We start from the raw sequence: 17,256 nt of genomic DNA on the forward strand, positions 1-17,256 counted from the left end.
GATTTACAACGTAATCCGCATTGCGGTTAATTGAAATGGAAAAAGTATGAAGAACTGGAAAACGCTGCTTCTCGGTATCGCCATGATCGCGAATACCAGTTTCGCTGCCCCCCAGGTAGTCGATAAAGTCGCAGCCGTCGTCAATAATGGCGTCGTGCTGGAAAGCGACGTTGATGGCTTAATGCAGTCAGTCAAACTCAACGCGGGTCAGGCAGGTCAGCAGCTTCCGGACGACGCCACGCTGCGTCACCAGATCCTGGAACGTTTGATTATGGATCAAATTATCCTGCAGATGGGTCAGAAGATGGGGGTGAAGATCACGGATGAGCAGTTGGATCAGGCCATCGCCAACATCGCCAAACAAAACAATATGACGATGGATCAGATGCGCAGCCGTCTGGCTTACGATGGGCTGAACTATTCAACCTACCGTAACCAGATTCGTAAAGAGATGATTATCTCTGAAGTGCGCAACAACGAGGTTCGTCGCCGTATCACCGTTTTGCCGCAAGAAGTTGACGCGCTGGCAAAACAGATTGGCACCCAAAACGATGCCAGCACCGAGCTGAACCTGAGCCATATCCTGATTGCTCTGCCGGAAAACCCAACCTCCGAGCAGGTTAACGACGCGCAGCGCCAGGCGGAAAGCATTGTTGAAGAAGCGCGTAACGGCGCAGATTTCGGCAAACTGGCGATTACCTACTCTGCCGACCAGCAGGCGCTAAAAGGCGGTCAGATGGGCTGGGGCCGTATCCAGGAGCTGCCGGGGATTTTCGCCCAGGCGCTGAGCACCGCGAAGAAAGGCGACATTGTCGGCCCGATTCGCTCCGGCGTCGGTTTCCACATTCTGAAAGTAAACGACCTGCGCGGTCAGAGCCAGAGTATCTCCGTGACCGAAGTTCACGCTCGTCATATTCTGCTTAAGCCGTCGCCGATCATGAACGATCAGCAGGCGCGCCTGAAGCTGGAAGAAATCGCGGCTGACATTAAGAGTGGTAAAACCACATTTGCCGCTGCGGCGAAAGAGTACTCTCAGGACCCGGGCTCCGCTAACCAGGGCGGTGATTTGGGTTGGGCTACGCCAGATATTTTCGATCCGGCGTTCCGCGACGCGCTGACGAAGCTGCATAAAGGCCAAATAAGCGCGCCGGTACACTCCTCTTTCGGCTGGCATCTGATCGAATTGCTGGATACGCGTAAGGTAGACAAAACCGATGCGGCGCAGAAAGATCGCGCTTATCGTATGCTGATGAACCGTAAGTTCTCAGAAGAAGCGGCGACCTGGATGCAAGAACAGCGCGCCAGCGCTTACGTTAAGATTTTGAGTAACTAATGAGCAGTGCGCAACGCGTTGTTATCACTCCCGGCGAACCCGCCGGGATTGGCCCCGATCTTGTCGTCCAACTGGCGCAACGCGCGTGGCCGATTGAACTGGTCGTCTGTGCGGACGGCGCGCTCCTGACGGAGCGGGCCGCCATGCTCGGCCTGCCCCTCTCGCTTCTCCCTTACTCGCCTGATGTCCCCGCTGCGCCGCAGCCCGCGGGAACGCTGACCCTATTGCCGGTCTCGCTGCGCGCGCCTGCCATCCCCGGTCAGTTGACGGTAGAAAATGGCCCCTACGTGGTAGAGACGCTGGCGCGAGCGTGTGATGGCTGTCTGAACGGTGAATTTGCCGCGCTGATCACAGGCCCCGTGCACAAAGGCGTTATTAACGACGCAGGCATTCCGTTTACCGGTCATACCGAGTTTTTCGAAGAGCGTTCGCAGGCGAAAAAAGTCGTGATGATGCTGGCAACCGAAGAACTTCGCGTGGCGCTGGCGACCACGCATCTGCCGCTACGGGCGATTGCAGACGCCATCACCCCTGCGCTTTTGCACGAAGTGATTGCTATTTTGCATCACGATTTGCGGACCAAATTTGGTATTGCCGAACCGCGCATTCTTGTCTGTGGCCTGAATCCGCACGCGGGCGAAGGCGGTCATATGGGCACAGAAGAGATAGACACCATCATTCCGGTGCTCGACGAGCTGCGGGCGCAGGGGATGAAACTCAACGGGCCGCTACCTGCTGATACGCTGTTTCAGCCCAAATATCTCGATAATGCCGACGCGGTGCTGGCAATGTACCACGATCAGGGCCTGCCCGTGCTAAAATACCAGGGATTCGGTCGGGGAGTGAATATTACGCTCGGCCTACCTTTTATTCGAACCTCCGTTGATCACGGCACCGCGCTTGAACTGGCGGGCCGAGGAAAAGCGGATGTCGGCAGTTTTATTACGGCGCTTAATCTCGCCATCAAAATGATTGTTAATACCCAATGAATAATCGAGTCCATCAGGGCCATTTAGCCCGTAAACGCTTCGGGCAAAACTTTCTCAACGATCGGTTTGTGATCGACAGTATTGTTTCTGCTATTAATCCGCAAAAAGGCCAGGCGATGGTTGAAATCGGCCCCGGTCTGGCGGCGCTGACGGAGCCAGTCGGCGAACGACTGGATAAGCTCACGGTCATTGAACTTGACCGCGATCTGGCGGCGCGTTTGCAAACCCATCCGTTCTTAGGGCCGAAGCTGACTATTTATCAGCAGGACGCCATGACCATGAACTTTGGCGAACTGTCTGCGCAGTTGGGCCAACCGCTGCGTGTGTTCGGCAATCTGCCCTATAATATCTCCACCCCGCTGATGTTCCATCTCTTTAGCTATACTGATGCCATTGCCGACATGCACTTTATGTTGCAAAAAGAAGTGGTAAATCGTCTGGTTGCAGGGCCGAACAGCAAAGCGTATGGTCGTTTAAGCGTGATGGCGCAATATTACTGTCAGGTGATCCCGGTGCTTGAAGTGCCGCCATCCGCCTTCACGCCGCCGCCCAAAGTGGACTCCGCCGTGGTGCGTCTGGTTCCACACGCAACAATGCCTTACCCGGTTAAAGATATTCGCGTGTTGAGCCGTATTACCACCGAGGCCTTTAACCAGCGCCGTAAAACGATCCGTAACAGTCTCGGCAATCTTTTTAGCGTTGAGACATTGACGGAAATGGGTATTGACCCGGCAATGCGCGCGGAAAATATCTCTGTCGCGCAGTACTGCCAGATGGCCAACTATCTGTCGGAAAACGCGCCTTTGAAGGAGAGTTAAACATGATCAATTCGCCCAGAGTGTGTATTCAGGTGCAAAGCGTCTACATTGAGGCGCAATCCTCACCTGACGATGAACGTTACGTTTTTGCCTATACCGTAACCATCCGCAATCTGGGCCGGGCGCCAGTGCAGCTATTGGGCCGCTACTGGCTGATTACCAATGGTCATGGCCGTGAAACCGAAGTCCAGGGCGAAGGTGTGGTTGGCGTCCAGCCGCGCATTGCGCCTGGCGAAGAGTATCAGTACACCAGCGGCGCGGTAATTGAAACGCCGCTGGGCACCATGCAGGGTCATTACGAAATGATCGATGAAAATGGCGACGCCTTTACCATCGACATTCCCGTGTTTCGACTCGCCGTCCCTACACTCATTCACTAAAATTATAACAATGGCAACTTATCTCATCGGCGACGTTCACGGTTGCTACGACGAACTGATCGCCTTATTACAGCAAGTGGAATTTATGCCAGATACAGACACTCTGTGGCTGACTGGCGATTTGGTCGCCCGCGGTCCCGGTTCGCTGGACGTGTTACGCTACGTCAAATCACTTGGCAATAGCGTGCGTTTGGTGCTGGGGAATCACGATTTACACCTGTTGGCCGTATTCGCCGGGATTAGCCGCAACAAACCTAAAGACCGGCTGACCCCGCTTCTTGAAGCGCCGGACGCCGATGAGCTGTTGAATTGGTTACGCCGTCAGCCGCTGTTGCAGGTAGATGAAGAGAAAAAGCTGGTCATGGCGCATGCGGGTATTACCCCGCAGTGGGATTTGCAGACGGCAAAAGAGTGCGCCCGCGATGTTGAAGCGGTGCTGTCGAGCGACTCGTACCCCTTTTTCCTCGACGCGATGTATGGCGATATGCCGAATAACTGGTCGCCGGAGTTAAGCGGTCTGGCGCGGCTACGCTTTATTACTAATGCCTTTACCCGTATGCGTTACTGCTTTCCTAACGGTCAACTGGATATGTACAGTAAAGCGTCGCCGGAAAATGCCCCTGCGCCGCTGAAGCCGTGGTTCGCCATTCCGGGACCGGTGAGCGAGGCTTACAGTATTGCGTTCGGGCACTGGGCGTCGCTGGAAGGGAAAGGGACGCCGGAAGGTATTTACGCGCTGGATACCGGCTGCTGCTGGGGCGGGGAGTTGACCTGTTTACGCTGGGAAGATAAACAGTATTTTGTGCAGCCGTCAAACCGCCAGATGGATATGGGCGAAGGCGAAGCGGTCAACGCCTGATAGGTTTATGCCTGATGGCGCTACGCTTATCAGGCCTACATCTGTCTACATCTGGCTCAAGAGTAGGCCGGATAAGGCGTTTCGCCGCCATCCGGCACTACAGCGTTAACGACGTTCCAGAATCTCGAAACAATAGCTGTGAGAATTCTGCGCGTCGGCATCGTGAAACTCACTGAATACCGATTCCCAGTCATCCGGTTCATAATCCGGAAAATGGGTATCGCCTTCGACTTCCGCATCAATATGCGTCAGATAAAGCTTCTGCGCCTTTGGCAGGAACTGCTCGTACACGCGCCCGCCGCCAATGACCATAATTTCCGGCGCATCGCCGCAAGCGGCAATCGCCTCATCGACAGAATTCACCCACTGCACGCGATCGTCGGTGCCCGGCTGGCTGCTGATAACAATATTTTTACGTCCCGGTAAGGGGCGTCCGATGGACTCCCAGGTGTGACGTCCCATGACGACAGGTTTATTTAACGTGTTACGTTTAAACCAGGCGAGATCGGCAGGCAGGTTCCACGGCATGGCGTTTTCCATACCGATGACGCGATCCACCGCTAACGCCGCAATCAGACTGATCATTAATTATTTCCTGATACAAAAAAAATTGCCGCCACTATACGTAAAGCGCAATCTTTCGTCGACTGACGAAAAGAGGATGAGCACGAAAATTTTTCGTTCTGCTGGCGACGCCACTCATTTGATGTGGAGCGCCAGCATTACAGTAGTTCAAAAACAGCCAATTAGCAGTAAAGTTTGCAGAACATCACATTTTTTACTTTAGATTGACGGTTTGACCTCGGGTTCATCGGCGGCCTCCCCGGAATGTTTGCCCTCAGCCGTTCCCTGCCAGCCGTGGCGCTGAATCAACGACAGATGCTCCCGGTCCTCGGTAATAATTTCGCTCAACATCGCGCTGGTACGTTTATAGGCGGCGGCGCGAGATAACGGATCGTTTTCCCCTTTCGCCATCTCTTCCACCATCCGGGTATTAAAATGGCGGAACAGATCCGCGCGCTCGCGGGCTTCATAACGCCCCAGCCCCAGCGCTTCCAGCGCCTGTCTCCCGCTTTTGAGCGCGCCTTCGAAGGTTTCACGTTCGGGCATCGCCACACCAGCCTGGCGCAGGCGAATATAATGATCGACATCACGGGCGCGGGCGATAATCTGCAGATGCGGGAAATGCGACTTCACCAGTTCACTCAGTTGCAAATTGGTTTGCGGATCGTCAATGGCGTTAATCAATACCTCCGCTTTCGCCGCTCCGGCAGATTCCAGTAAATCCATACGCGTCGCGTCGCCATAAAAAACCTTCATGCCGAATTTACGCAGCGTTTCGATATGATCGGGGTCGTGATCGAGCACCACCATCTTCACCCCGCTCGACAGCAGCAGACGCCCGGCTATCTGCCCAAATCGTCCAAACCCGGCCACAATAACCCGCGGCTGCTCTTCGTCGATTTCATCCGCCTCGCGCGCTTCACCCGTCGCGGTCTTCTCCATGCGCGTCAGCAGCACCAGAAAAATCGGCGTAGCCGCCATCGACAGCGCGACCGCCAGCGTCAGCGCTTTTGCCCATTCCGGCTCAAGTACATCCGCCATTTGCGCCGCGCCAAAAACCACAAACGCAAACTCACTTCCCTGGCCTAATAAGACGGCAAACCAGCGACGCTGTTTTGCCGGTACGCCCAGCGGCCTCGCGACCAGCCACAACATGACGATTTTGATTGCCAGAAAACCGGCCAACAACAGCAGAATGCGCAGCGGATTCTCTACCAGCGTGCCGAAATCAATCGACATGCCGACGCCAATAAAGAACAGCCCCAGCAGCAACCCCTTAAAGGGTTCAATATCGCTTTCCAGCGCATGACGATATTCTGAACTCGCCAGCAGAACGCCCGCCAGGAACGCGCCCATCGCCATTGACAGCCCAACCTCTTCCAGCAACAGGCCGAAACCAAACACCAGAAATAGCGCCACGGCGCTGAACACTTCCCGCAAACCAGAACGCGCGACAAAGCGCAGCGCCGGGCGCGTAACGTAGCGTCCCAGCAACACCACCAGCGCCAACGCGCCAGCGACTTTCAACGCCGACAGCGCAAACGCGCCAAGCGTGGTGGATGCGCCGCTGGCGGCCAGCAGCGGAATCATCGCCACCAGCGGGATCGCCGCGATATCCTGGAACAAGAGCACCGCAAATGCGCTACGCCCTACTTGCGAAACGGTCAGGTTACGCTCATTCATTGCCTGCATGGCGATAGCCGTGGACGAAAGCGCCAGCGTCATACCAATCAGTTCCGCCACCTGCCAACGCAGGCCAAGAAACATGCAGAACAGACCGATCAGTCCGCCGCAGACCACCATCTGTAACGCGCCGCCGCCAAATACCGAGGCGCGCAGCTTCCATAACCGTTGCGGGTCCAGCTCAAGCCCAATAACAAACAACATCAGCACGACGCCGATTTCCGCAAAATGCAGAATAGATTCGGCGTCCGTCACCAGCCGTAGCCCCCAGGGGCCGATAATGCAACCCGCAATCAGATACCCCAACACCGATCCTAAGCCCAAACGTACCGCAATCGGCACAATCAGCGCCGCCGAACCAAGATAGATCAGCGCCTGCAGTAGAGTATGGCTATCCATGATTCACCTCCTGCCATGTCAGTAAACGCTGTTTATACTGACGCGCCTGCGCCTGTAAGGTGTCGTCATCGCAAATGAACGTGCAGTGCATAGCAAACGGCGGCAGCCATTTGAGGCCGCAATAGAGCGCCGTCGCCTGTAGCGGCTGAGAAAGGACGTCAAATCCGGGATGGGAGCCGATAGCAAAGTGGTTTTCACCACCGCCGGTCGTTACCGCCCACAGCAGATGTTTACCGTGCAATGCCGTACCGCCATGACCGTAAGCCCAGCCGTGGGTGAGGACTTTATCCATCCATAATTTGAGTAAAAGGAGGGACGCTGTACCACTGCATCGGATGCTGCCAGACGATAAGACTCGCGCGCGACAGCGCCTCTTGCTCGGCGGCAACGTCAATATTGAAATCGGGATAGAGGTGATAAAGCGAACGTATTTCGACGTTTTCCAGCGTCCCTGCCTGTTCAAGCATCTGCTTATTCGCATGAGAATGATGCGGATACGGATGCGCATAAATAATGAGGATCATGATTAGCCTGTGATGATCTGTTTTTTATCACAAAGTGTAGTGACAAATTCGCCAGGCTAATAGTGAATATTATTGAGCGGCTAATCAGAAAAAATTGAATTAACGCCAGCTAGGAGTTGACGCCATCCTGCCCCCGGAAGACGCTCTCGAAGGGCCGCAGGCGTTTGCGGAAAAGCGCGATCCGGTGTGGAAAGGTCGGTGATGATGGCGGCCTTAAATCGCTGACAAATTGGTTTAAGGCCTTCTTGTCGGGCGGCGCTGCGTTAAATTTGCCTGTAATGATTGTAATATCAATCCATTACATGATGACACAGGCCCAATAAGCGCAGCGCCAACAGCATCTGAACCTCCAGACACGGTGGATGCCAGATCGCCGACGCATAAATTAACCTAATGGGTCAGGTACTTAGAGCCTGGCCCAGTAGGCGTAATTGTTGAAGCCAGTTTGGAGCCGACCAGCGCGCAGAAACCGGAGCGTACACGTAGTACGTGAGGATTTTGAGCACTGCCCGGTCCCAAAATGGCGAATAAAATAGCCTAATGGGCCAGGCTCTTAATCTTTCGCCATGCGGTTAAACTGCTCAATAGTAAGATCCCACGGCTCACGGGCCGCATCCGGCATAAAACTGCCGTCATCCACGCCAATTTCGTCTTTGATAATTTTATTCAGTTTTTCATTCATCGTAAGAATGAGATCCTGATATTTCTGTTTATCAGCAGCAAGGTTATGGTTCTCATCGGGATCATTTTTAAGATCGTAAAGTTCAAGATCGTTGTACTTAATAAGATCCTCCCAGGTTTCCGGCGTATTATGCTCCCTTAGCGAGAAATAACGCGCAAACTTATAACGGCCATCGTTAATCATCCGCGTCCCTGAACGATGGCTAAAATCAGGATGCAAATGGGATATTTCCTGCTTGATTTGCGCCACCGTTTTTTGTTTATCTCTTTGTAGCGCGATAACGCGGTGGAGATAATGGGCATCGGTATACAAGATCATGCCATAGCAATATAAGCTGGCATTTCTCACCGCATTAACCGCAACGCCCTCCGGGTTTTTTAGCAATCCGCTAAAATTAACGCCTTTGCGGTTGCCTAACGCCTGGTGCTGTTTTTCTTCCGGCAAACCGGTCAGCCCAACTAATGTCGGCGCGATATCAAGATGACAGGTCAACGCCTGACATTTCTTATTACCGGGGTACGCCGGGTGGGAAATAATCATCGGTACATGGATCTGTTCTTTATAAACGGAAGCGCCTTTACCGTGCATCTGATGGCTTCCGCCTAATTCGCCATGATCGGCAGTAAATACAACAATCGTTTTATCAGTTAACTTGAGGGCATCAAGTTCATTTAATATCCGGTCAAGGTGAGTATCACAATCGCGGATACAGTTGAAATAGTAGTCAAGCAGTTTACGCCAACGACGATCTTCATCAGGAAACTGCCCTTCCAGCGCAGCGCGCGCCGTCTGGTATTCAAGATGCGCCGGCGGTCTTCCCTGCTCATTGAATGATTGATGCCTGTTTGCCGGCAGCGGATAGTTCGGCCAGCTTGCCTGATAAAGCTTGTTTTCCGGCGGCTGCGTGGGCGCCAGGGTATTATCATCCTGATCCAACTCGCCACGCCACTGTACCTTTTCTCCCTCTTTATCGGTATCAATAAACATGACGTCATGAGGATTAACGAGGTTAACGGCCAGGAACCAAGGCTTGTGTTGGTCATTCAAGGGCTGCCCCTTGCATCTTAACCAATTTATAGTCTGAGCCGTGGTGGTTGAATCATAAAAATAGCCGCCTTTACTATGGCCTATAATATCGCCGATGCCGTGATAGTCAGAAAAACCATATTTTTCCATAATTTTATGTAATTCTGGTTCAGGAATATCTCCGACATCAATATCTTCATCTTTTTCGTCAGGCAAAGGCTTCTCCAGTTTTTCTGTAAGATGCCACTTACCTTTATAGGCCGTATAGTATCCCAGTTCCCGCATCATATGGCCTGTGGTTCCAAGAGCGGGGTCAAGGTCATAAGGCATCCAGGGTAATCCCAGATTATCAAACATCTTTGTCTGGGGCATATGTAAGCCGGTATACAATACGGAGCGGGAAGGCGTACAGACATTACTGGTATTCTGATGATTACAGAATGTCACCCCCGTTTTCATGAGCCGCTCTCTGCCGGGTACCGGGAAAGGAAACGTAGGAAAAAAACGCTCCTGGTCGGTCACGACTAACAGAATATTATATCCTTCTGGCAATTTTTCCGGGATTTCGCCAGTAAACGGTTTATCCCACGCCGGTTTCGCCTTGACGGCGCATTTTTCATCAGCCTTTACCGCGCCGGATAACATACCGCCTGCGGCAAGAATACCGGCACTGGTTAACAGTTTCCTACGCGTAAGATCCGTCTCTTCTGCGGACAGATTTTTTTTATTACTCATATTATTATACCTGTAGTCAGTAACTTTATCACATATTCATTTATTACTGTACGAGGAAGCGTGGATATGTATCAATGCCTTCCGGGTAAGAATATGTGTTATAAATTGATTTGTATTTCAAATTAGAAATATATTAATAAATAACCATAATTCACTGAAAAATTATTTAGATGAAAAGTTCATTTTTTTATTTTAGAGATACAACTGCAGACATTACTTCATAAAAAAAATACATTATTAAACATACTCTATAGCTCTGTGTTCGCGCCTTTTCCCTTCAGCTACGGTGATTACCCTATGCCGCTACAATAAAATCCCCCCGAAAGAAACACTATCAGTAACAGGCCGCGTAACCATAGACATACAACCGGTAATATCACTCTGTGAAATTAAAACATAACTCAATTCTGTTATGTTGCTTATGAATAAAACTAGCGTATTGCCGTGTGATTCAATAAAAATTCCGTCATTACAAGAAATAATATAAAAATTATTATTTACAGGGGGTTAAGTTTCTTTTTAACTGGCAGCGCATTATTTTACATTGACAACAACATAAATAGGTGACTATAACAAGATATAAGACGGTCACACCAAATAAGGCTATTTTCAGATAATCAACCGAGGTTATTACCCAAAATAATTCGAGTTGCTTAAAGGCGGTAAGGGAGTGAGTTACCAGGAGCATAGATAATTATGTGACTGAGGTGAGCGACAAATCTGCCGGGAGCAGATTTGAACGTCGCGTGCGACGGCCCGTCAGGGCGAGGCCCATGGATGGGCCGGGTAATCCGTAGCCAACCCGTAAGCCACTTGAAGTATGAAGGGGATAAATAATTTCGTTACGGATTACTGATATTGCGCAAACCTTATCATCAATGCAACAGGAACAGAACCATGAAAAAATGCATTATTGCCGCCGCATTACTGGCAACGGTTGCTTCATTCAGCACACTTGCGGCAGAGCAGGTCTCTAAACAAGAAATCAGCCACTTCAAACTGGTTAAGGTCGGCACCATAAATGTGTCCCAGAGTGGCGGGCAGATTTCCTCACCCTCTGATCTACGCGAAAAACTGTCAGAATTAGCCGATGCGAAAGGCGGAAAATATTACCATATTATCGCTGCACGTGAGCATGGTCCGAATTTTGAAGCCGTTGCCGAAGTTTATAACGATGCGACGAAATAAAGCTCTGATTGCGCCATAACGAGGGCACAGGCATGAAATAATAAGAGAGCGCCAGCAAGGTGCCATGTTACGTCACAATCCACTCAGGGCCGTCTGGAAACAGATGCTGGCCCTCTTTTTTATCAACAGTTCATCCGGGGCAGGCAAGCCGTTGGAATGTGCGCGCGCAGGCAGTAAGCCCTTCGTGAATAAGACGGTTTTGCGGGCTGTTTTAAGATGATGTTTAGTGCGCTTTTACCTGCCTGAACCAGTAATTTTCCATTTTCGTTATCCATTTCCCCTTTTTATTTTTCGGTATTACGCCAGCCCACAGTAATTGCAGCTGTCGGTTATAGGTTCCAATAGCGTGTCCACCATACGCCCCTTCAAATGCTATCACCATGGGTCCCTGCCCTTTTACCCCCTCTTGTCCTTCATGGCAATAAAGCGCGTTGCGGTGAGTCACGTCAAGTTCATACTGTACGTTCAGTTTCACACATTTTTCCCCGCAGCCTTCTACTGGCGGCAATATTGTCATGGTATAAGGCGGGTTATCTGCCGTGGTTTTCCATGTTCCGATAAGGTCTTTGCAGGCGTTTATCTCCGTAGCCCCGGAGGCGGCAGAAAATAGCGCGAGTAAATAAAAAGGTATTAGTTTCAGTTTCATTACAGACTCCTGTTCCTTATACCTAATCATAAGGATAAATGCCTTGCGATATGTTTTTTTCCGGGAAATGTTGAGCCGCTGTTCAGAGAAATGTCGATGAGTGTAACCTCATGTAAGCGGACAGCGCGGTGGGGAAAGCGGGAACACGGGCGAACGTATTTCGACGTTTTCCGGCGTCCCTGCCTGTTCAGGCATCCGTTTATTCGCATGGGAATAAATGGATGCGCATAAAGAGAGAATATTATTGAGCGGCTAACCAGAAAAAATTGAATTAATTATCCAGCTCGCTCATATTTTTCAGCTGATCGCGGTTAATCTGTTCGGTTTTCCCGGTGGCGGCGTTTTTGTAAGACACCATACCGGTATCGTTATCGACCTCGGGTTTCCCGTCGGTGACAATAGTTTTGCCATCCGTGGTTTCAACCGCCTGGTTAGAAGAGCATCCTGCGACGGTGAATAGTGTTGCTGCGGTAAACAGTGCGGTCATAAGACGTTTTTGCATGGTGTTCTCCCTGCTTTTCAGTTGTTTTAGCATGTGACTGTTAACTGTAGCGTTATTGGCGAAAAGCAGGGAGAAATGCAGAACACTCTTAACGAGGGTTATCCGATGGCGTTCCGCGCAAAGTCATGTTTCCGGTCTGTGTTAGCGTCAAGCCGCGGGTTTCCGGGGCAAACATCACCGATACGCCAAGCCCGACTAACGAAATCAACGCGCCAATCAGCATGACGTTATTAATACCGTAACGAGTAATAAAAATCGGTAATGCCCAGGTGGAGACAATGGTTCCGATACGGCTTAATGACATGATGACCCCCACGGCCGAAGCGCGAATATCCGTAGGGAAGAGTTCATTAGGATAAAGCCATTGCAGTATGCCCGGTCCGCCGGAAAAGAAGGCGTATACCGCAAACGCCACCACGACCAGTATGATGCCCAGATTTGACACCAGTCCCAGCAGCGCCAGCGCGATAGTCATCATGGCGAAGCTGCCAATAAGCAGAGGGCGACGGCCAATACTGTTTAGCCAGAACATCGCCGGTATACAGCCCAGCATAAAAAAGAGGCTAATCACCACATTGCCGAGCGCCGCGTTGCGCCCCTGCTCCCAGCCGAGTAACCCGACGATCTGCGGCCCAAAGGTATAGATAGCGAACATCGGGATTACCTGACAGGTCCAGATAGCCGCAACGAACAGTACAAACGGGAAATGACGGCGATTAAACAACTGCAGGAAGCGGGTCTCCTGCGGCGGCTCATCGTCAAAGCAGACCGGTTCGCCGAACAGTTTGATCATCATTTGTTCGCACTCTTTTACCCGTCCTTTTCGCAATAGCCAGCGTGGCGATTCCGGCAGGTCAAAGCGGCCAATCAAAATGATTAAGCACGGGATAAAGGCGCTGCCAAGCATCCAGCGCCAGCCGCCTTCCATGTCATACAGCCAGTAACCCACCAGGTTGGCGCAGGTCGCGCCGACGTACCACATCGCGGCGATAAAACCGATGGAGAACGCACGCTGGCGGGTGTTGGAAAACTCCGTAATCATGGAAGTGGCGATAGGGTAATCCGCGCCGATAACAATGCCAATTAAAACGCGCATCACCAGCAATTCAAGCGGCGTGGAAACAAACATGGTCGCCACGGAGATAACGCCGATAGCGATAATATCAAGCAGGAACATTTTACGCCGCCCGACTTTATCGCAAATATAGCCAAACAACGAGGTGCCGATAAACAGTCCGGCAAGCGTAGCCGCGCCGAGCGCGCCAATCCATTCAGCATCAAGGTGCAATAGCGGCGTCAGTTGTTCCAGCGCCACGCCAATGATCACCAGCACGTAGCCATCAAGGAACGGGCCGCCGCTTCCCCACAGCATAATTCTGCGATGGATGGAGGAGAATTTAAGGTCGTCAAAGTTCCTGGGCTGCGGCATGGTGATGTCCTGTTTCAACACGGGCAAAGCGTCATCTGTAGGCCGGATAAGGCGTTTACGCCGCCATCCGGCATTGGCGCCACATGATTGCCGGATGGCGACGCTACCGCATCTAATCCGGCCTACGGGGGCACAAACTCGTACTTATTAGCCGTAGCGGAACTCCACGCCAAACGTCCCGCGTGGGTATTCCCATTTTTCCAGCGCCGTATCAAGGCCGAGGATCCGGCACGTTCCGCACTCCAGGCACCCGGCGTAATCAAAACGAACGCTACCGTCGTCCTGCTTTTTATACAGTCCCGCCGGACAGGCCTTAACCAGCACCTCCAGCGCCTGTTTATCAGGATCGGTTTTGAGAATGATGTGCGGGCTATCTTCATCCACATTGAACTTATTGACGCCCAATTTGACGTCCACATTGACGGGAGATGTCATAATACGGTCACTCCTTTCAGGCCATCTTTCATCAGGTTGATGAAGCCCACTTTCTTCGCATGGCGCAGGATTTTTTTACGCATGGGCACCGGCGCGGAGCCATCCACGGTGAACAGGTCGCGCGCGATACTGACCGCCATTTCGGGATAGGCGGTAAACATGCGGGGATTATCAAGAAAAGCTGGCAGTTTCTGATACATGCGCATATCGCGCATCGGACCTTCGTCCAGATGCTGACGGTATTCACCCAACGACTGCTTGCTAAAATCGTCGCGCTTCATCGCCGAAAGCACCGTCTTCGCCGCCGCTTCGCCTGCGGATATGGCGAGATCCATACCCCGGATGGTAAAGCCGAGGTTCATACACATGCCGGCAGCGTCTCCGGCAATCAGTACACCATCGCCCACCAGTTCAGGCTGCATATTCATTCCCGCCTCGGGTACAACGTGTGCGGCATATTCCACCAGCTTGCCACCGGCGATCAGCGGCGCAACGGCCGGATGCTGTTTGAAATCTTCCAGCATTTGCGGGACCGATTTTTTCGCGTCTTTCAGATGATGAAGACCGCAGACCAGCCCCAGGGAAAGGGTTGTTTCATTCGTATACAGGAAGCCACCGCCCATCAGACCATCGGTTGGCGCCCCGGCAAACAGACAGGCGGCACCTTCGTTGCCCTGTAGCTGGAAACGATCTTCAATGACCGACTTCGGCAATTCGATCAGTTCCTTCACACCGACGGCAACATGCGATGCCTCAACACGCTTGGCCATGCCCAGCTTTTCAGCCAGCAGAGAATTCACCCCGTCAGCGAGGATTACGACTTTGGCTTCCAGAATATCGCCATCGGCTTCCACGCCCACGACTTTGCCATCACGCTGAACAACGTTATCCACGCGAATACCGGTGATCAGTTGCGCCCCCGCCTCTTCGGCCTGCTCCATCAGCCAGGCGTCAAATTTACTACGCAAAACGGAATAAGAAACCTGCGACGCTGAAGCATCTTCACCATTGCAGTAGTCGATAGTCATCGCCCCGTTGTCGGTCATAAAGGCGAGTTTTTCGTGGGTGATCATGCGTTCAATGGGGGCCTGATCCGCAAAGCCGGGAATGATGCGCTCCAGGCTATGTGCATACAAACGCCCACCGGTGACATTCTTCGCGCCAGCAGAATTGCCGCGCTCGATAACCAGCACCTGTGCACCTTCGCGAGCAAGCACCAGCGCCGTAACCGAACCGGCCAGACCTGCACCCACGATGATGGCATCAAAGATATCTTCGGACATACGTACTCCTGTCAGCGGCAGGATACCTTCGTATCCTGCCCGAAATGGTTTATCGCGCTAAGGCAGCCGTCAGCGCAGGCAGGATCTTCAGCGCATCGCCAACGATGCCAAAATCCGCATACTGGAAGATTGGCGCGTTTTTATCTTTGTTGATGGCGAAAATCGTCTGCGCGCCGTTGGCGCCGACCATGTGTTGGATCTGCCCGGAGATCCCCACCGCCAGATACAGTTCAGGTTTGAGCATCAGGTTGGAGATACCGACGTAGCGCTCGTGCTCCATCCACTTCTCGTTTTCCGCCACCGGGCGGGAACAGGCCAGCTCGGCGCCGATGGTCTGGCACAGCGCTTCGGCCAGCGAGATATTCTCTTTGCTGCCGATGCCGCGTCCCACGCTGACCACCAGACGCGCTTTGTCGAGGTCAACGCTGTTGCTCTGACGCGCCTGGGTTGCGGTGCGGGTCACGGCAGTGGCCGGAGCCTGCCACTGCACGGTGTGCATCTCGCCGCTGCGAGAAGCATCCGGTTGTTGTGCGTCAAACGTTCCGCTGCTGAGTGTGATCACGGCAAACGGCGAAGCGATGGTCTCTGCCCCTATCGCCAGACCGCCGTAGACCATATGTTTGACCGCCGCTTTTCCATCCTGCAGGGAGACGTCGCTGGCGTCGTTGGAAACCGCAGCCGACAAGCGATAGCCCAGTTTTGCCGCCAACAGCTTGCCCCGACGCGTATTCGGCAGCAGCACCGCGCCGCCCTCGCTATGCTGACGAATAGTCTCAGCCATCGCAGCAGCGTAGTCTTCGATCATGCGATCTTCTGGTTTGCCGCTGAGCAGCCAGACATGATCCGCGCCCAAATGACATGCTGTCGCGCTGTCCGCTTCGTTCAGTACGAACGCGTTAACTTTTTCACCTACAGCCTGCGCACCACTCATCAGTTCGGGCAGACGAGAAGGGGTATCGCTGAATACCCAGACACTGGAAAATTTGTTCATAACATCCCCTGATAATTAAATGATTTTGCGCAGATTCTCGACAAACGCGGCGATTTGTTCTTCACCGTCACCTTCAATCACCACACGCTGACGCTCGCGCTGCTTCGGTGCGGCAACCTGTTGTGTGGAATACGCGGGTACGCTGTTCAGCCCGATATCCGCAGGCGACCAGACCTGAACCGGTTTTTTCGCCGCGCCAAGAATGGCTTTCATCGAAGGGATTTGTGGGGTGTTAATGTCGGTGGAAACCGCGATCACCGCCGGGAGCGGGATGCTCAGCGTTTCAACTTCATCTTCCAGTTCGCGTTCTACCGTCAATGTGCTGTCGGTAAGAGAGAGGATCTTACTCACGCCGTTAATCGCCGGAATGTTCAGCGCTTCGCCCACCAGCAAACCAACCTGCTGAGCATAAAGATCGGAAGAACCGTCACCGCAGATAAGTAGATCGAAACCTGATTTTTGCGCCGCGGCGGCCAGCGCGGTAGCGGTGTGTTGCGGCAGCGCCTGCTCAAATTGATCGTCAATCACGACAATCAGTTCATCAGGGCCACGAGAGAGGACATCTTTGCGCCCTTTTGCATTGGTCAGCGCTTTGCCGCCAACGCTCATGGCGACAACCTGAGCGTCTCCCAACTGCTGTTTTAACTGGCAAGCAGCTTCAATTGCATTCAGATCATATTGGCTGATTTTGCTATCCGCTTTGCTGAAATCGAGTGTTCCGTCAGCATTATTAATCGCAATATCCTGCTCATCAGGTACGCATTTGTAGCAAGTAATTATCTTCATTGCA

The 17,256-nt window shown here is 52.5% G+C and carries 16 protein-coding genes and 3 pseudogenes; 7 read left to right on the forward strand and 12 right to left on the reverse strand.

Annotation, left to right across the window (positions count from 1 at the left end):
• Nucleotides 1–46: 46 nt before the first annotated feature.
• The 5 genes from surA to apaH are packed head-to-tail and all read left to right on the forward strand — an operon-like array spanning nt 47 to nt 4,379.
• Nucleotides 47–1,333, forward strand: a complete 1,287-nt coding sequence (surA, locus tag J4685_RS15905) for a peptidylprolyl isomerase SurA (RefSeq protein ID WP_000800482.1) — start codon at nt 47–49, stop codon at nt 1,331–1,333.
• Nucleotides 1,333–2,322: a 4-hydroxythreonine-4-phosphate dehydrogenase PdxA gene (gene pdxA / locus J4685_RS15910; RefSeq protein ID WP_000093001.1), complete on the forward strand. Its 990-nt coding sequence runs from the start codon at nt 1,333–1,335 to the stop codon at nt 2,320–2,322. The genes surA and pdxA overlap by 1 nt, the downstream gene beginning before the upstream one ends.
• Nucleotides 2,319–3,140, forward strand: coding sequence for a 16S rRNA (adenine(1518)-N(6)/adenine(1519)-N(6))-dimethyltransferase RsmA (rsmA, locus tag J4685_RS15915; protein ID WP_001065397.1), 822 nt, complete (start codon nt 2,319–2,321; stop codon nt 3,138–3,140). The genes pdxA and rsmA overlap by 4 nt, the downstream gene beginning before the upstream one ends.
• Nucleotides 3,141–3,142: 2 nt before the next feature.
• Nucleotides 3,143–3,520 (forward strand): Co2+/Mg2+ efflux protein ApaG, encoded by a 378-nt coding sequence (gene apaG, locus J4685_RS15920; protein WP_000610894.1) that lies wholly within the window; start codon nt 3,143–3,145, stop codon nt 3,518–3,520.
• Between the two features lie 10 nt (nt 3,521–3,530).
• The gene (gene apaH, locus J4685_RS15925; RefSeq protein ID WP_000257207.1) at nt 3,531–4,379 is read left to right on the forward strand and encodes a bis(5'-nucleosyl)-tetraphosphatase (symmetrical) ApaH; all 849 of its coding nucleotides are present in this window, start codon (nt 3,531–3,533) and stop codon (nt 4,377–4,379) included.
• Nucleotides 4,380–4,484: 105 nt separating this feature from the next.
• Here the strand turns inward: apaH and folA are convergent, their stop codons facing one another.
• From folA to kefF, 3 genes and pseudogenes are all read right to left on the reverse strand, one after another.
• Nucleotides 4,485–4,964, reverse strand: coding sequence for a type 3 dihydrofolate reductase (gene folA, locus J4685_RS15930; RefSeq protein WP_000624382.1), 480 nt, complete (start codon nt 4,962–4,964; stop codon nt 4,485–4,487).
• Between the two features lie 198 nt (nt 4,965–5,162).
• Nucleotides 5,163–7,025 carry a glutathione-regulated potassium-efflux system protein KefC gene (gene kefC / locus J4685_RS15935; protein WP_000377163.1) on the reverse strand — a complete coding sequence of 621 codons (1,863 nt, stop codon included), beginning with the start codon at nt 7,023–7,025 and terminating at the stop codon, nt 5,163–5,165.
• Nucleotides 7,018–7,549, reverse strand: a pseudogene (gene kefF, locus J4685_RS15940) (glutathione-regulated potassium-efflux system oxidoreductase KefF). Before kefF ends, kefC begins: the two are co-directional and overlap by 8 nt.
• A 121-nt stretch (nt 7,550–7,670) precedes the next feature.
• On the opposite strand from kefF, the pseudogene J4685_RS22780 reads away from it, so the two are divergent.
• Nucleotides 7,671–7,751 (forward strand): annotated as a pseudogene (locus tag J4685_RS22780) (hypothetical protein); the annotation flags it as partial.
• Between the two features lie 351 nt (nt 7,752–8,102).
• Here J4685_RS22780 and J4685_RS15945 read toward each other — a convergent pair.
• Nucleotides 8,103–9,992 (reverse strand): sulfatase-like hydrolase/transferase, encoded by a 1,890-nt coding sequence (locus J4685_RS15945; protein ID WP_000066321.1) that lies wholly within the window; start codon nt 9,990–9,992, stop codon nt 8,103–8,105.
• Nucleotides 9,993–10,889: 897 nt separating this feature from the next.
• Between J4685_RS15945 and srfN the strand changes: the two genes are divergently transcribed.
• Entirely contained in the window at nt 10,890–11,180 is a 291-nt protein-coding gene (srfN, locus tag J4685_RS15950; protein WP_000710533.1) for a DUF1471 family virulence protein SrfN, read from the forward strand.
• A gap of 223 nt (nt 11,181–11,403) precedes the next feature.
• Here srfN and J4685_RS15955 read toward each other — a convergent pair whose 3' ends face one another.
• The 8 genes and pseudogenes from J4685_RS15955 to J4685_RS15985 form a co-directional block, all read right to left on the reverse strand.
• Nucleotides 11,404–11,820 (reverse strand): hypothetical protein, encoded by a 417-nt coding sequence (locus J4685_RS15955; protein WP_000767274.1) that lies wholly within the window; start codon nt 11,818–11,820, stop codon nt 11,404–11,406.
• 156 nt (nt 11,821–11,976) lie between these two features.
• Nucleotides 11,977–12,071, reverse strand: a pseudogene (locus J4685_RS22785) (glutathione-regulated potassium-efflux system ancillary protein KefF); the annotation flags it as partial.
• A gap of 26 nt (nt 12,072–12,097) precedes the next feature.
• Entirely contained in the window at nt 12,098–12,328 is a 231-nt protein-coding gene (locus J4685_RS15960; RefSeq protein WP_001172089.1) for a YgdI/YgdR family lipoprotein, read from the reverse strand.
• Nucleotides 12,329–12,416: 88 nt separating this feature from the next.
• Nucleotides 12,417–13,757 (reverse strand): MFS transporter, encoded by a 1,341-nt coding sequence (locus tag J4685_RS15965; RefSeq protein ID WP_001136169.1) that lies wholly within the window; start codon nt 13,755–13,757, stop codon nt 12,417–12,419.
• 147 nt (nt 13,758–13,904) lie between these two features.
• The gene (gene fixX, locus J4685_RS15970) at nt 13,905–14,192 is read right to left on the reverse strand and encodes a ferredoxin-like protein FixX (protein ID WP_000203737.1); all 288 of its coding nucleotides are present in this window, start codon (nt 14,190–14,192) and stop codon (nt 13,905–13,907) included.
• On the reverse strand, nt 14,189–15,475 hold the full coding sequence (locus tag J4685_RS15975; RefSeq protein WP_001287786.1) for an FAD-dependent oxidoreductase: 1,287 nt from the start codon (nt 15,473–15,475) through the stop codon (nt 14,189–14,191). Before J4685_RS15975 ends, fixX begins: the two co-directional genes overlap by 4 nt.
• Nucleotides 15,476–15,524: 49 nt before the next feature.
• A complete protein-coding gene (locus J4685_RS15980) occupies nt 15,525–16,466 on the reverse strand; it encodes an electron transfer flavoprotein subunit alpha/FixB family protein (protein ID WP_001032189.1) in 942 nt (313 codons plus the stop codon).
• 15 nt (nt 16,467–16,481) lie between these two features.
• The gene (locus J4685_RS15985) at nt 16,482–17,252 is read right to left on the reverse strand and encodes an electron transfer flavoprotein FixA (protein WP_000692187.1); all 771 of its coding nucleotides are present in this window, start codon (nt 17,250–17,252) and stop codon (nt 16,482–16,484) included.
• Nucleotides 17,253–17,256: the final 4 nt, after the last annotated feature.

Origin of the sequence: Salmonella sp. 32100201201700099SM (assembly GCF_017572645.1) — a bacterium.
In the GTDB taxonomy this organism is placed as follows: Bacteria; Pseudomonadota; Gammaproteobacteria; order Enterobacterales; family Enterobacteriaceae; genus Salmonella; species Salmonella enterica.

Coding starts and splice junctions, on each gene's coding strand:
- surA (WP_000800482.1), top strand. CDS start 47: ATGAAGAACTGGAAAACGCTGCTTCTCGGTATCGCCATGATCGCGAAT.
- pdxA (WP_000093001.1), top strand. CDS start 1,333: ATGAGCAGTGCGCAACGCGTTGTTATCACTCCCGGCGAACCCGCCGGG.
- rsmA (WP_001065397.1), top strand. CDS start 2,319: ATGAATAATCGAGTCCATCAGGGCCATTTAGCCCGTAAACGCTTCGGG.
- apaG (WP_000610894.1), top strand. CDS start 3,143: ATGATCAATTCGCCCAGAGTGTGTATTCAGGTGCAAAGCGTCTACATT.
- apaH (WP_000257207.1), top strand. CDS start 3,531: ATGGCAACTTATCTCATCGGCGACGTTCACGGTTGCTACGACGAACTG.
- folA (WP_000624382.1), bottom strand. CDS start 4,964: ATGATCAGTCTGATTGCGGCGTTAGCGGTGGATCGCGTCATCGGTATG.
- kefC (WP_000377163.1), bottom strand. CDS start 7,025: ATGGATAGCCATACTCTACTGCAGGCGCTGATCTATCTTGGTTCGGCG.
- J4685_RS15945 (WP_000066321.1), bottom strand. CDS start 9,992: ATGAGTAATAAAAAAAATCTGTCCGCAGAAGAGACGGATCTTACGCGT.
- srfN (WP_000710533.1), top strand. CDS start 10,890: ATGAAAAAATGCATTATTGCCGCCGCATTACTGGCAACGGTTGCTTCA.
- J4685_RS15960 (WP_001172089.1), bottom strand. CDS start 12,328: ATGCAAAAACGTCTTATGACCGCACTGTTTACCGCAGCAACACTATTC.
- J4685_RS15965 (WP_001136169.1), bottom strand. CDS start 13,757: ATGCCGCAGCCCAGGAACTTTGACGACCTTAAATTCTCCTCCATCCAT.
- fixX (WP_000203737.1), bottom strand. CDS start 14,192: ATGACATCTCCCGTCAATGTGGACGTCAAATTGGGCGTCAATAAGTTC.
- J4685_RS15975 (WP_001287786.1), bottom strand. CDS start 15,475: ATGTCCGAAGATATCTTTGATGCCATCATCGTGGGTGCAGGTCTGGCC.
- J4685_RS15980 (WP_001032189.1), bottom strand. CDS start 16,466: ATGAACAAATTTTCCAGTGTCTGGGTATTCAGCGATACCCCTTCTCGT.
- J4685_RS15985 (WP_000692187.1), bottom strand. CDS start 17,252: ATGAAGATAATTACTTGCTACAAATGCGTACCTGATGAGCAGGATATT.